Source organism: Streptomyces sp. CA-243310 (genome assembly GCF_050936775.1).
GTDB lineage: Bacteria > Actinomycetota > Actinomycetes > Streptomycetales > Streptomycetaceae > Streptomyces.
On sequence record NZ_JBNJMF010000001.1, the window covers coordinates 2260366 to 2274401 of the forward strand.

Genomic DNA, 14036 nt, shown 5'->3' on the forward strand with positions numbered 1-14036 from the left:
TGGATGGAAGGCGCACACGGCAGTGCCGATCCGGAGAGGGCGCCCCTTCCATGGCCAAGCAGAACGTGGCGGAGCAGTTCGTCGACATCCTCGTGCGCGCGGGCGTGCAACGGATGTACGGAGTCGTCGGTGACAGTCTGAACCCCGTCGTCGACGCCATCCGCCGGACGGACGGCATCGAGTGGATCCAGGTACGACACGAGGAGACGGCCGCCTTCGCGGCCGGAGCCGAGGCCCAGATCACCGGCAGGCTGGCCGCCTGCGCCGGTTCCTGCGGCCCCGGCAACCTCCACCTGATCAACGGGCTCTACGACGCCCACCGTTCGATGGCCCCGGTGCTCGCGCTCGCCTCGCACATCCCCTCCGGCGAGATCGGCCTCGGCTTCTTCCAGGAGACCCACCCCGACCGGCTGTTCACCGAATGCAGCCACTACAGCGAGCTGATCTCCAACCCGCAGCAGATGCCCCGGGTGCTCCAGAGCGCCATCCAGCACGCCATCGGCCGCAGTGGCGTCGGGGTGATCGCGCTGCCCGGGGACATCGCCTCCCTCCCCGCACCGGAGAAGAGCGTCGAGCACGCGCTGATGACCGCGCGGCCGACCGTGCGGCCCGGTGACGGGGAGATCGAGAAGCTGGTCCGGCTGATCGACGAGTCCGACAAGGTGACGCTCTTCTGCGGGAGCGGCACGGCCGGCGCGCACGCCGAGGTCATGGAGTTCGCCGGCCGGGTCAAGGCCCCCGTCGGCCACGCGCTGCGCGGCAAGGAATGGATCCAGTACGACAACCCGTACGACGTCGGCATGAGCGGGCTGCTCGGCTACGGCGCGGCCTACGAGGCCACTCACGAGTGCGACCTGCTGATCCTGCTCGGCACGGACTTCCCCTACAACGCCTTCCTCCCCGACGACGTGAAGATCGTCCAGGTGGACATCCGCCCCGAACACCTCGGTCGCCGCTCCAAGTTGGACCTCGCCGTCTGGGGGGACGCCCGCGAGACCCTGCGGGCCCTGAACAGTCGGGTGAAGGTCAAGACCGACCGTCGTTTCCTCGATCGGATGCTCAAGAAGCACGCGGACGCGCTGGAGGGCGTCGTCAAGGCGTACACCCGGAAGGTGGAGAAGCACACCCCCATCCATCCCGAGTACGTCGCCGCGGTCCTCGACGAACTCGCTGACGAAGACGCGGTGTTCACCGTGGATACGGGCATGTGCAATGTGTGGGCCGCGCGCTATCTTTCCCCGAACGGCAAGCGGCGCATCATCGGCTCCTTCAGCCACGGCTCCATGGCCAACGCACTGCCCCAGGCCATCGGCGCACAGTTCACCGATCGCAACCGTCAAGTGGTCTCCATGTCGGGTGATGGCGGTTTCTCGATGCTGATGGGAGATTTCCTCACCCTGGTGCAGTACGACCTACCCGTCAAAGTGGTCCTCTTCAACAACTCTGCCCTCGGAATGGTGGAGTTGGAGATGTTGGTTTCCGGCCTGCCCTCGTACGGAACCACGAACCGCAATCCCGACTTCGCGGCCATCGCCCGCGCGGCCGGCGCCTTCGGCGTGCGGGTGGAGAAGCCCAAGCAGCTCACGGGTGCTTTGAAGGACGCGTTCCGGCACAAGGGACCCGCTTTGGTGGACGTGGTGACCGATCCCAACGCCCTGTCGATTCCGCCGAAGATCAGCGCCGACATGGTGACCGGTTTCGCACTTTCCGCCGGCAAGATCGTGCTGGACGGCGGAGTGGGCCGCATGATCCAGATGGCTCGATCCAATCTCCGCAACGTACCGCGCCCGTAAGCCCGAAGGAGTGCGGATTCCCCTGAGGGGCATGCATCCCGTAGGCCTGTTCGAGAGACATGGACACGGGGGAGGTACATCGCCGTGCGGGTGGGGGCGAAGATCGGAAAGCCGTGGAAGAGAGGGCGGCCGGAGCCGCGTGAACCGTCCGCCGAGGACGGGGGCGCGGCGGACACGTCGGGAATCACCCGCAGCGTGCGCCGGGCCGACCTCAAGGCAGTGGGCGAAATACGCCGTTCCTTACGGGAGTTGATGCGCCACCGGTGTCGATCCGACGCCGCCGACGTGGCGGAGCTGCTCATCACCGAACTGGTGACCAACGCCCTGGTCCACACCGAACAGGGCGCGGAGGTGTCCGCGAGCCTCGCCGCCACCCGCCTGCGGGTCGAGGTCCGCGACTACGCCTCCCGCCGGCCCCGACCGTACGTACCGTCCGCCGACGACGGTACGCACGGCAGAGGGCTGGTGCTGGTGCAGGAACTGGCCGACGAGTGGGGCGTGGACACCCTGGCGCGCGGCGCCGGCAAGGTCGTCTGGTTCGAGCTGGAAGCGTGAGAGCCGCTCCGGGCGCGCGGCGCTCGGAACGGCCCTCGGGGGTGCGCTGGATCAGCCGAACTGCTGCTCCAGATCCTTGAGTTTGCGCTCCAGTGAGTCGAGGCGGGGAATGGTCTGGGTGTCGTCCTCGGCGGTCAGGTCCACCGTCCGGGGGCCGGTCACCTCAAGGGAGTCGGTTCCGTTCACGGCCTGCAGGGAGGGCCGGCGGCGCAGGGGCAGCTGTCCCGCTTCCGGTATGGCCGGCTCCGCGCCGACCGGCGCGGAGCCCGTTCCGGGAGCGAGCCCCGGAACGTCCACCTGGCGGGCGCGGGTCCGTCCGAACGCCCGGTTCTGCCGGCCCAACGCCTTGATGTGGGCGCGGTCCAGGCGGTGTTGCTCCCGCCTGCGGTGCCGGTCCTGCTCCTTCTCCTTCTTGTCCTCGCGCACCTCGTCCACCGCCTCGTCGAGGGTGCGTACGCCCTCCAGCAGCATCAGCGACCAGGCACCGAACGTCTCGCGGGGAGCCCGCAGCCAGCGGACCATCCGGATCTGCGGCAACGGCCTGGGGATCAGGCCCTGTTCGCGCAGCGCCGCCCGGCGGGTCTGCTTCAGGGCCCGGTCGAAGAGCACCGCCGCGGAGAGAGACATCCCCGAGAAGAACTGCGGCGCGCCGTCGTGGCCCATGCCGCGCGGAGCGTGCACCCAGTTGAACCAGGCGGCCGCGCCCGCGAACAGCCAGACCAGCATGCGGGAGCCGAGGGCGGCGTCGCCGTGGCTGGCCTCGCGGACGGCGAGCACCGAACAGAACATCGCGGCGCCGTCGAGACCGAACGGGACCAGGTACTCCCAGCCGCCGGAGAGGTTCAGGTTCTGCCGGCCGAAGCCGACCAGCCCGTGGAAGGAGAGGGCGGCGGCCACCGCCGCGCAGCAGAAGAGCAGGACGTACGAGGCGGTTCCGTACACGGCCTCCTTGCGTCGGCGCCGTTCCTCGCTGCGCTCCCAGCTGTCGTCGGCCGCCGCCTTCTCGCTCTCCCGCTTGCCCCGGGCCAGTACCGCCACTGCCGCAAGTACGCCCAGGATCAGGAGGCTGCCGGGCAGCAGCCAGTCCAGCGATATGTCGGTCAGTCTCATGCGGATGTCCCTTGCCTCGCGTATGCGGCTTTCCGGGCGCCATAGTGGCGCAGTCGGTCCGCCGCACACGCGGGTTTCGGGGCAAGTGGACGCCAACGGGGGGCCGGGCCCGTCGGATAGGGTGTTGTGGCTCGAACGCCTGTGCGCGCGGATGGGTTTGGGTTCGAATCGCGTTCACCCACGCGGGTGGGTTCAGTCCGCCGGGGGTGCCTCGACCGTCGCCGTCATCCTGGCCACGCGCTCGCTGTCGCAGGTGCGGGGGCAGGTCACGCAGGTGTCCTCCGGGCGGATCGTGTAGAAGAAGCAGCAGCCGGCCCGGTCCCGGGTGGTGAGCTCCTCGCCGTCGGGGCCCGCCAGGGTGCGGAAGCCCGCGCCACCCGTGTACGGGGCCGTGGAACCGGGCAGCAGCGCCTCCAGCTCCGCCATGACCCGCGACTCCTCGCCGAGCAGCCCCCCGATGTACCAGAGGCTCTCGACCACGTCGTCCGTCACCATGCCCCACAGGGCGCGCCGGCCGCGCCGCATGCGCGGGCCGAAACCTTCCAGCACCGGTTCGAGGTGTCGGGCCACCGCGGCCCGGACCTCCACGCGCAGCGCCTCCTCGTCGGGCACCACCCGGGCCCCGGGGAGAGCGGCCGCCGGATCGTCCGGCAGGCAGGCGAAACCGTCGACGCGCACCGCCATCCGGCCCGTGGCCCGGTGGAAGGCCACCTGGTCGGGGGCCGGCCGGGGGACCCGCCGGTGCAGCAGCCACGGAACGGTGATCAGCAGACAGGCCGGCCAGGCGTACCGGTGCAGGCCGAAGCCCGCGACGACGTCGGGCCGGGCCTGGTGGCCGTAGTCCCGGAGCACCTGGGCGTTGTCCCAGGCGAGGAAGGCGTCGAGAGGCGCCCCGCCCGCCGCGAGCTCGTCGGCGCCGACCCATCCCACACCGCGAGGTCCGGGTTCGTGCGCGGCGAGCTCCGTGATCCGCAGGCCGTCGTACACCTCGGCCAGGCGTTGGTAGGCGTCCGCCACCGGAGAGCCGGCCGGGGCGGGTGCCAAGGTCTGGACGGGCATCGTGGACCACCGAATCGAGCGATCGTCAGAAGGTTAGCCTTACCTTACCCGATCGATCGAGGTCCGTATCATCGGCGCCCCCCGCCGTGTCGCCTATTCTCGGAGCACGTCGACACCCCGGGAGGGACCGAGTGCAGGAGGCGGCCCACACGGGGGTGGCGGAGAAGCCCACCCTCGCGCCACAGAAGGTACTGCGCCATTCGGTGCGCGGTCAGATCCTGGACGCCCTGCGCGCGGCACTGATCGACGGGGAACTGGCGCCGGGGGAGATCTACTCGGGCCCGGCGCTCGGCGAGCGGTTCGGGGTCTCGGCGACCCCGGTGCGCGAGGCGATGCAGCAGTTGGCGTTGGAGGGGGCGGTGGAGTGCCTCCCGAACCGGGGCTTCCGCGTGCTCACCCGTACCCCGCGGGCGCTGGCGGAGCTGGCCGAGGTGCGCGCCCTGCTGGAGGTCCCGGTGATGTCGAGGTTGGCCAGGACCCTGCCGGCCTCGGTCTGGGACTCCCTGCGGCCGGCCGCGGCGGCCACCGCGGACGCGGCCGTGGCCGGCGACCTGCCCCGCTATGCCGACGCCGATCGGGCCTTCCACCGGGCGGTGCTGTCCCTCGCCGGCAACGAGCAGTTGCTCCAGGTGGCGGAGGACCTCCACCGCCGATCCCAGTGGCCCCTGCCCGGCGCCCCCCGGGTGCGCCGCGCGGACCTGGTCGCGGACGCGGCGGAGCACGTGGCGCTGCTGGAGGCCCTGATCGCGGGGGACCTGGCCGTGGTCGAGTCACTCGTACGGGAACACTTCGCGGGCGCCGCGGGCTGACGTCCCGGCCGCGCGCCGGAGGGCGGGGCGTCACCTCACGGCGTCCCGGTCCCCGCCGCCGGTCCGGGCGGACGGGGCCGGGTCGGGGTCAGGCGGCGGGACTCGGGTGGAGCTGGTCCGCCAACCAGGTGGGGATGCCGCCCAACAGGTGGAACAGGCGGCGGGCCTCCGCCCGCAGACGGGCCGCCTCCGGTTCGGGTTCCGCCTCCGCCAGGGCGGCCAGCGCGGGAGCGGTGCCGATCAGGAAGCCCAGGTCCTCCCGGATCCGCAGGGACTCCGCGAACCCCTTGCGCGCCTCGGCGATCTCGCCGTCGCGCAGGGCCAGCGCGGCCAGGTGGCGCCACGTGAACGACAGCAGCAGGGTGTCGTCGTGGGCCACGGCGCCGGCGTGCGCCCGCCGGTACGCCGGCAGGGCCGCCTGCGGGGCGTCCGCCAGGTGCTCCGCGACCAGCCCCCGGCGGAAGTCCAGGAGCGGCCGGGCGCGGGATCCCGGCGAGAGCAGGGCCGCCGCGCGCCCCAGGGCGGAACGGGCCTCGTCGGCCCGGTCGCGCACCCCCAACACCGTCGCGGCGTAGGCCAGGTGGCCCCGCTCGCAGGCGGCGGCGCCCCGTTCGCCGTCGTCGTGCGCCACGGCCTCCGCGACCCGCAGGGCGTCCTCGGCCTCCGCCCAGCCCTGGCCGGTGAACAGGCAGCGCTCGACGAGGAGCGCGGTGCGCTGAACGGCGGCGCCCGCGTCGTGTACGTGTGGTGTCAGCAGGGCCGCCGCGTCGGTCCAACAGCCGCGCGAGCGCAGCCGCCATATCGCCCGCTGGAGAGGGTCGTCCCCCCCTGTAGAACCGGCACCGGACATGGCGGTATCCGCCACATTGCCCTCCCCAAAGCAACCAAGCAGCACGTCTTTGAGCCCTGGGGCGAAATGAGAGCACGGATCGGCGGCTTCGGCCAAGGGGTCGGGTGAACTCTTTCACAAAGTCCGGACGGCTCGTCAGTGGCCCGCGACGACCCCTTGGCGCGATTCCTCAGCTCATGCGCAGTGCGAGGAAGAAATCGAGCTTGTCCTCCAGCCGCGACAAGTCCCGTCCCGTCAACTGCTCGATTCGCCCGACCCGGTACCGCAGCGTGTTGACGTGCAGGTGCAATCGCGTCGCGCAGCGCGTCCACGACCCGTCGCAGTCCAGGAACGCCTCCAGGGTCGGGATCAGCTCCGCCCGGTGGCGCCGGTCGTAGTCCCGCAGCGGGTCGAGCAGCCGGGCCGTGAAGGCGCGACGCACGTCGTCCGGCACGAACGGCAGCAGCAGGACGTGCGAGGCCAGCTCGTGGTGCCCGGCGGCGCACACCCGGCCGGGGCGGGCGGCGGCGACCCGGCGGGCGTGCCGGGCCTCCTCCAGCGCCCCGCGCAGGCCCTCGGCGGAGTGCACGGCGGCGCTGACGCCCAGGGTGAGCCGTCCGTCGTCGGCGAGGCCGGCCGCCAGGGGCTCCCGTACGGTCTTCAGGAGCACGTCGGCGTGCAGGGCCGGGTCGGGGCCCTTGTCCTCGCCCGTGTCCCCGGAGAGCGCGGGCAGCGGTACCAGCGCGATGGCCTCGTCGCCCGCGTGGGCGACCGCGATCCGGTCGGAGGGCTCGGGCCCCGACAGCGACGGGTCGACCAGGATCTCCTCCAGCAGCGACTGGGCCACCGGCCCGCCGGCGACGTCGCCGCCCTCCCAGTCCACCCGGGCCACCACGACCTGCCAGTGCGGGGCCGCGCCCAGCCCGGGCAGCAGCACCGGGGCGGCCACCCGCAGGCGGGCGGCGATCTCCGCCGGCGGGGCGCCCGTCTGCACCAGCTCCAGCACCTCCTGGGCCAGCCGGCGGCGCACCGTGCGGGCCGCGTCCCGGCGGTCCCGCTCGACGGCGATGAGCTGGGTGACGCCCTGGAGCAGGTCCAGGCGCTCGGCCGGCCAGTCGCCCGCGTCGGCCTCGACGGCCAGCAGCCAGTCGGAGAGCACGCTCTCGCGTACGTCACGGGCCGCGGGTCCGGCGCCCCGGCCGTGTCCCCTGATCGGGAAGAGCGAGTACGTAATACCCTGAATCGAGATCCGGTGCGGTCCCCTGCGGCCCGTCCGGACCGCCGCGAGGTGCTCGCCGGCCAGTGCCGCGCAGACGCCCGGTGCCAGCGGTTCGCCCGCGCCGGCGATCTGTCGGCCCGTGGGCGAGAGCACCCAGGCCCGGAGATCGAGGTCGGTGGTGAGCAGATCCAGGACCACGTCGGGACCGCCGCCGGCAGGCCCGGACGTCATGAGCCGTCGGTGGCGGTCGACCACGGCCGCGAGGTCGCCCGCGCGCTCCCCGGAGACCTGCCGCACCACGTACTCCGTGATGGTGGCGAATGCAACGTCCTCGTTCACGGCGAACAGGGGCAGCCGGTTGCGCAGACAGGCCGAGACCAGATCGTCGGGGATGTCGCCGAGTTCCGCCTCGCCCGCCGCCAGCCCGGCGACCCCCGCGCTCGCGAGGATTCGTACGAACGGCTCGGAGTCGGCCGAATTCCTTCGCCATGCCAGGCCAGTGAGGACGAGTTCCCCTCCGGAGAGGTACCGGCTGGGATCGCGCAGGTCGGTCGTCATGACCCCGCGGACCGTCCGGTCCAGCTCCTCCTCGCCGCCCAGCAGCCGCAGCCCCAGCGCCTCGGTTTCCAGCAGTGCGCGCAGCCGCATGATGTCGCCGCCGATCTGTCTCGATGTTGCCGTTGGAAATCGGGCAGGTCGTCGCATCCTGCCTTTCATACGAATCTACAAGACGAGGGAGGTCCCCAGCCAACTCCTTCATGGTTTCGGTGACTGCACCCGGGGGACGCGCGGCTTGTGTACTGGCTCCACACCGCGTTAACAGCACGTGAACGACCAGTCGAGGGCCATGGGGCCTCCTGGCTTGAAGTGAACGACACGATGAAGAAGAAGAGAGCCGCACATGGACTTCCTTCGCCCCGCCAGCTGGGAGGAGGCGCTCGCCGCTAAGGCCGAGTTCCCCACAGCTGTGCCGATTGCGGGTGGCACCGATGTGATGGTCGAGATCAACTTCGACCACCGTCGGCCGGAGTACCTCCTGGACCTGAACCGCATCGGTCTCCTGCGGGAGTGGGAGGTCGGCGAGGATGTTGTCCGGCTCGGCGCCTCCGTTCCGTACACGCAGATCATGGAGAACCTCCGCACGGAGCTGCCCGGTCTCGCGCTCGCCTCGCACACGGTCGCGTCCCCGCAGATCCGCAACCGCGGCGGCGTCGGCGGCAACCTCGGTTGCGCCTCGCCGGCCGGTGACTCCCACCCCGCGCTGCTCGCGGCGGGCGCCGAGGTCGAGGTGGAGTCCGTACGCGGTTCCCGCCTCATCCCGATCGACGAGTTCTACACGGGTGTGAAGCGCAACGCGCTGGCCGCCGACGAACTCATCAAGACCGTCCACGTCAAGAAGGCGGACGGCCCCCAGCAGTACTCCAAGGTCGGCTCCCGCAACGCGATGGTCATCGCGGTCTGCGCGTTCGGCCTGGCGCTGCACCCCGAGACCCGCACGGTCCGCACCGGCATCGGGTCGGCCGCGCCGACCCCGATCCGTGCGAAGGCCGCCGAGGAGTTCCTGAACGCCGCGCTCGAAGACGGCGGGTTCTGGGAGTCCGGCAAGGTCATCACCCCGTCGATCGCCAAGCAGTTCGGTGACCTCGCCTCCGGCGCGGCCAACCCGATCGACGACGTCCGCGGCACGGCGAAGTACCGCCGTCACGCGGTCGGCATCATGGCTCGCCGCCAGCTCGTCTGGACCTGGGAGCAGTACCGCGGCACCGAAAACGGCCGCTCGCTTGAAGGGGCTGCGTAATCATGCGCGTCAATTTCACTGTCAACGGCCGTCAGCAGGAAGCCGACGACGTCTGGGAGGGCGAGTCCCTCCTCTACGTCCTGCGCGAGCGCATGGGCCTGCCCGGTTCGAAGAACGCCTGCGAGCAGGGCGAGTGCGGTTCCTGCACCGTCCGCCTCGACGGCGTGCCCGTGTGTTCCTGCCTCGTGGCCGCCGGCCAGGTCGAGGGTCGCGACGTCGTGACCGTCGAGGGCCTGGCGGAGTTCGCCAAGCAGCGCGAGGAGCACGGTCACGGCGGTGCCTGCGGCACCGGCGGCGGCTGCGGCACCAAGGGCGGCGTCTCCCTGGACGCGGCCAGGCGGTGGCAGTCCAAGCCCGGCGACTCGCAGACCGGCGAGGGCGTCGAGCTCTCCAACATCCAGCAGGCGTTCATCGACGCCGGCGCCGTGCAGTGCGGTTTCTGCACCCCGGGTCTGCTGGTCCAGGCCGACGCGCTGCTGGAGGAGAACTCCTCCCCGTCCGACCAGGACATCCGTGAGGCCCTGTCCGGCAACCTCTGCCGCTGCACGGGCTACGAGAAGATCCTCGACGCGGTCCGCCTCGCGGCCGCCCGTCAGGGAGAGGCGGTCTGACCATGGCTCAGAACACGCGCACGGTTCCGGCGGGCACGCCGACCAACGTCACGCAGAACCACACCAAGGGCGGCATCGGCGAGTCCACGCTGCGCCCCGACGGCACCCTCAAGGTGACCGGTGAGTTCGCGTACTCCTCCGACATGTGGCACGAGGACATGCTGTGGGGCCAGACGCTCCGCAGCACCGTGGCCCACGCCGAGATCGTCTCGATCGACATCTCCGAGGCCCTCGCGCTGCCCGGCGTGTACTCGGTGCTCACGTACGACGACCTGCCGGCCGAGATGAAGAACTACGGCCTGGAGATCCAGGACACCCCGGTGCTCGCCAACGGTCGGGTACGCCACCACGGTGAGCCGGTCGCCCTCGTGGCCGCCGACCACCCGGAGACCGCCCGACGCGCGGCCGCCAAGATCAAGATCGACTACAAGGAGCTGCCGCTCGTCACGGACGAGGCCTCGGCCATCGCCCCCGACGCGCCGCTGATCCACCCGGGCCGCGACGACCACCACTCCGGTCACGTCCCGCACCCGAACATCGTGCACCGCCAGCCGATCATCCGCGGCAACGCGGACGAGGCCGCCAAGCGCGCCGACGTCATCGTCAAGGGCGAGTACACCTTCGGCATGCAGGACCAGGCCTTCCTCGGCCCGGAGTCCGGTCTGGCCGTGCCGTCCGAGGACGGCGGCGTCGACCTGTACGTCGCCACCCAGTGGCTGCACTCCGACCTCCAGCAGATCGCCCCGGTCCTGGGCCTGCCGCCCGAGAAGATCCGCATGACGCTCTCCGGCGTCGGCGGTGCCTTCGGTGGCCGCGAGGACATCTCGATGCAGATCCACGCCTGCCTCCTGGCCCTGGCCACGAACAAGCCGGTCAAGATCGTCTACAACCGGTTCGAGTCCTTCTTCGGCCACGTGCACCGCCACCCGGCGAAGCTCTACTACGAGCACGGCGCCACCAAGGACGGCAAGCTCACGCACATGAAGTGCAAGATCGTCCTGGACGGCGGCGCGTACGCGTCGGCCTCCCCGGCGGTCGTGGGCAACGCCTCCTCGCTGTCCGTCGGCCCGTACGTGATCGACGACGTCGAGATCGAGGCCATCGCCCTCTACTCGAACAACCCGCCCTGTGGAGCGATGCGCGGCTTCGGCGCCGTCCAGGCCTGCTTCGCCTACGAGGCCCAGATGGACAAGCTCGCGGCGAAGCTGGGCATGGACCCGGTCGAGTTCCGCCAGCTGAACGCCATGGAGATGGGCACGATCATGCCCACCGGCCAGGTCGTGGACTCCCCGGCGCCCGTCGCCGAACTGCTGCGCCGGGTCAAGGCCCGCCCGCTCCCGCCGGAGCGCCAGTGGGAGACCGCCGGCGAGGGCGCGGACGTCCGCGCGCTGCCCGGCGGCCTGTCCAACACCACCCACGGCGAGGGCGTCGTCCGCGGTGTCGGCTACGCGGTCGGCATCAAGAACGTCGGCTTCTCCGAGGGCTTCGACGACTACTCCACCGCCCGCGTGCGCCTGGAGGTCATCAACGGCGAGCCCGTCGCGATGGTCCACACGGCCATGGCGGAGGTCGGCCAGGGCGGTGTCACCGTGCACGCCCAGATCGCCCGCACGGAACTGGGTGTCACGCAGGTGACCATCCACCCGGCCGACACGCAGGTCGGCTCCGCCGGTTCCACGTCCGCCTCGCGGCAGACGTACATGACCGGTGGCGCCGTGAAGAACACCTGCGAGGCCGTCCGCGAGGCCGTTCTGGAGATCGGCCGCCGCAAGAACGGCTCGTACCACCCCGCGTGGGCGACCGCCGAACTGCTCCTGGAGGGCGGCAAGGTCGTCACCGACGGCGGGGAGGTGCTCGCCGAACTGGCGGACATCCTGGAGGGCGAGGACGCGATCGACCTGGAGCTGGAGTTCCGGCACCGGCCGACCGTCGCCTTCGACCTGAAGACCGGCCAGGGCGACGGCCACGTCCAGTACACGTTCGCCGCGCACCGCGCGGTGGTCGAGGTGGACACCGAACTCGGCCTCGTCAAGGTCGTCGAGCTCGCCACCGCCCAGGACGTCGGCAAGGCGCTGAACATGCTCTCCGTCGTCGGCCAGATCCAGGGCGGCACCACCCAGGGCCTCGGCGTGGCGATCATGGAAGAGATCATCGTCGACCCGAAGACCGCGAAGGTGCGCAACCCCTCCTTCACGGACTACCTGATCCCGACCATCCTCGACACCCCGACCATCCCGGTCGACGTCCTGGAACTCGCCGACCCGAACGCGCCCTACGGGCTGCGCGGCATGGGCGAGGCCCCCACCCTGTCGTCCACCCCGGCCGTCCTCGCGGCGATCCGGGCGGCGACCGGTCTGGAGCTCAACAAGACGCCGATCCGTCCGGAAGCCCTCACCGGCACCCTCTAGGACGGCGTGCTCCGGGGGCCGCGAGGCCCCCGGACCCCCAGCTCTCCGGGCGGTGTGACACGGGAACGTCACACTTGCCGACCGCACCGCCCGGAGCCCGAAGTCCGGAATACGCAAAGCCGCACCGCTCGCGGCCCGTTCCACCGGCAGTACCCCCACGCACCACCCACCCGGAAGGCACCACCACCCCGGAGCCACCGGCAGTACCGCGAAACCCCGCAGTACCCGCAGTACACGCAGTGCACATTTCGCGTCGCCTCGGGCCGTCACCCCGGGTCGTGCAGCCAAACGCACCATCCCAAATCCCGCATCTCCAATCTCCAAGCGGGTGCCCCTTTGAACCTTGGGAGTTAGGCACCATGACCCAATCGTCTGTGGAGCCCAAGACCACCGCGGAAGAGGCCGGCGACGGCTCTCGCACCCCCGCCGGGCGTTCTTGGCTCGATCGGTACTTTCACATAACGCACAGAGGATCCAACGTCGGCAACGAGGTCCGTGGCGGTATCACGACCTTCATGGCCATGGCGTACATCCTCCTGCTCAACCCCCTGATCCTCTCCGGCAAGGACGTCGCCGGAAACACCATGGCCCCCGCGGCCCTGATCACGGCCACCGCCTTCGCGGCGGCCCTGACCACGCTGCTCATGGGCTTCGTCGGAAAGGTGCCGCTCGCCCTCGCGGCGGGGCTCTCCGTCTCCGGCGTCCTCGCCTCGCAGGTCGCGCCGCAGATGACCTGGCCGCAGGCCATGGGCATGTGCGTGATGTACGGCGTGGTGATCTGTCTCCTGGTCGTCACCGGCCTCCGAGAGATGATCATGAACGCGATCCCCCTCGCGCTCAAGCACGCCATCACCATGGGCATCGGCCTCTTCGTCGCCCTGATCGGGCTCGTGAAGGCCGGCTTCGTCGGCGCGGGTCCGCAGTTCGGCCCCCCGGTCCAGCTCGGCGCCGTCGGTGAGCTCGCGGGCTGGCCCGTCCTGCTCTTCTGCGTCACCCTGCTCGCCATCTTCATGCTGCAGGCCCGCAAGATCCCCGGCGCCATCCTGATCGGCATCGTGGGCGGCACCGTCCTCGCCGCGATCCTGAACGCCATCGTGGACATCGACCCCAAGGCCTGGAAGAACGGCCCCCCGGAGCTCTCCGGCTCCGCGGTCTCGATGCCCGACTTCTCGCTGTTCGGCAAGGTCGAGTTCGGTGGCTGGGGCGACGTCGGCGTCATGACGATCGGCATGATCGTCTTCACCCTCGTGCTCGCCGGCTTCTTCGACGCGATGGCCACCATCATCGGCGTCGGCACCGAGGCCAAGCTCGCCGACGACCAGGGCCGCATGCCGGGCCTGTCGAAGGCGCTGTTCATCGACGGCGCCGGTGGCGCCATCGGTGGCATCGCGGGCGGCTCCGGCCAGACCGTCTTCGTCGAGTCCGCCACCGGCGTCGGTGAGGGTGCCCGTACGGGCCTCGCCTCCGTCGTCACCGGCCTCTTCTTCGCCGCCTGCCTCTTCTTCACCCCGATCACGCAGATCGTGCCCGGCGAGGTCGCCTCCGCGGCCCTGGTCGTCATCGGCGCGATGATGATGCAGAACGCCCGCCACGTGGACTGGGCCGACACGGCCACCGCGATCCCGGTCTTCCTGACCGTCGTGATCATGCCGTTCACCTACCAGATCACCGCCGGTGTCGCCGCGGGCGTCATCTCCTACGTGGCCATCAAGGTCGCCCAGGGCAAGGCCCGCGAGATCGGTGCCTTCATGTGGGCGCTGACCGGCATCTTCCTGGTCTACTTCGCGCTCCACCCGATCGAGGGCTGGCTCGGCGTCGGCTAGCCGACCCGGACGCCCGCGCACC

The 14036-nt window shown here is 71.0% G+C and carries 11 protein-coding genes; 7 read left to right on the forward strand and 4 right to left on the reverse strand.

Annotated elements, in window-relative coordinates:
- Nucleotides 1–50 precede the first annotated feature (50 nt).
- Nucleotides 51–1793 carry a pyruvate dehydrogenase gene (locus ACQEVM_RS10360; RefSeq protein ID WP_433077182.1) on the forward strand — a complete coding sequence of 581 codons (1743 nt, stop codon included), beginning with the start codon at nt 51–53 and terminating at the stop codon, nt 1791–1793.
- Between the two features lie 252 nt (nt 1794–2045).
- The gene (locus ACQEVM_RS10365; RefSeq protein WP_433079921.1) at nt 2046–2348 is read left to right on the forward strand and encodes an ATP-binding protein; all 303 of its coding nucleotides are present in this window, start codon (nt 2046–2048) and stop codon (nt 2346–2348) included.
- Nucleotides 2349–2399: 51 nt separating this feature from the next.
- Here ACQEVM_RS10365 and ACQEVM_RS10370 read toward each other — a convergent pair whose 3' ends face one another.
- Both ACQEVM_RS10370 and ACQEVM_RS10375 read right to left on the reverse strand, forming a co-directional pair.
- A complete protein-coding gene (locus ACQEVM_RS10370) occupies nt 2400–3458 on the reverse strand; it encodes a DUF2637 domain-containing protein (RefSeq protein ID WP_433077184.1) in 1059 nt (352 codons plus the stop codon).
- A 192-nt stretch (nt 3459–3650) separates the two neighbouring features.
- Nucleotides 3651–4517 (reverse strand): (2Fe-2S)-binding protein, encoded by an 867-nt coding sequence (locus ACQEVM_RS10375; RefSeq protein WP_433077186.1) that lies wholly within the window; start codon nt 4515–4517, stop codon nt 3651–3653.
- Between the two features lie 131 nt (nt 4518–4648).
- Here ACQEVM_RS10375 and ACQEVM_RS10380 point away from each other — a divergent pair, with 131 nt between their 5' ends.
- Nucleotides 4649–5326, forward strand: coding sequence for a GntR family transcriptional regulator (locus ACQEVM_RS10380; RefSeq protein ID WP_433077188.1), 678 nt, complete (start codon nt 4649–4651; stop codon nt 5324–5326).
- 88 nt (nt 5327–5414) lie between these two features.
- Here the strand turns inward: ACQEVM_RS10380 and ACQEVM_RS10385 are convergent, their stop codons facing one another.
- Both ACQEVM_RS10385 and ACQEVM_RS10390 read right to left on the reverse strand, forming a co-directional pair.
- Nucleotides 5415–6191: a hypothetical protein gene (locus ACQEVM_RS10385; RefSeq protein ID WP_433077190.1), complete on the reverse strand. Its 777-nt coding sequence runs from the start codon at nt 6189–6191 to the stop codon at nt 5415–5417.
- Nucleotides 6192–6345: 154 nt separating this feature from the next.
- Complete coding sequence (locus tag ACQEVM_RS10390; protein ID WP_433077192.1) at nt 6346–8022, reverse strand: PucR family transcriptional regulator; 1677 nt, start codon at nt 8020–8022, stop codon at nt 6346–6348.
- A gap of 253 nt (nt 8023–8275) precedes the next feature.
- On the opposite strand from ACQEVM_RS10390, the gene ACQEVM_RS10395 reads away from it, so the two are divergent.
- The 4 genes from ACQEVM_RS10395 to ACQEVM_RS10410 all read left to right on the forward strand — a co-directional run bounded on the left by ACQEVM_RS10395 (nt 8276) and on the right by ACQEVM_RS10410 (nt 14014).
- Nucleotides 8276–9172 carry an FAD binding domain-containing protein gene (locus tag ACQEVM_RS10395; protein ID WP_433077194.1) on the forward strand — a complete coding sequence of 299 codons (897 nt, stop codon included), beginning with the start codon at nt 8276–8278 and terminating at the stop codon, nt 9170–9172.
- Nucleotides 9173–9174: 2 nt separating this feature from the next.
- Nucleotides 9175–9783, forward strand: a complete 609-nt coding sequence (locus ACQEVM_RS10400; protein ID WP_433077196.1) for a (2Fe-2S)-binding protein — start codon at nt 9175–9177, stop codon at nt 9781–9783.
- A 2-nt stretch (nt 9784–9785) separates the two neighbouring features.
- A complete protein-coding gene (locus ACQEVM_RS10405; RefSeq protein ID WP_433077198.1) occupies nt 9786–12191 on the forward strand; it encodes a xanthine dehydrogenase family protein molybdopterin-binding subunit in 2406 nt (801 codons plus the stop codon).
- A gap of 359 nt (nt 12192–12550) precedes the next feature.
- The gene (locus ACQEVM_RS10410; RefSeq protein WP_351760723.1) at nt 12551–14014 is read left to right on the forward strand and encodes an NCS2 family permease; all 1464 of its coding nucleotides are present in this window, start codon (nt 12551–12553) and stop codon (nt 14012–14014) included.
- Nucleotides 14015–14036 lie beyond the last annotated feature (22 nt).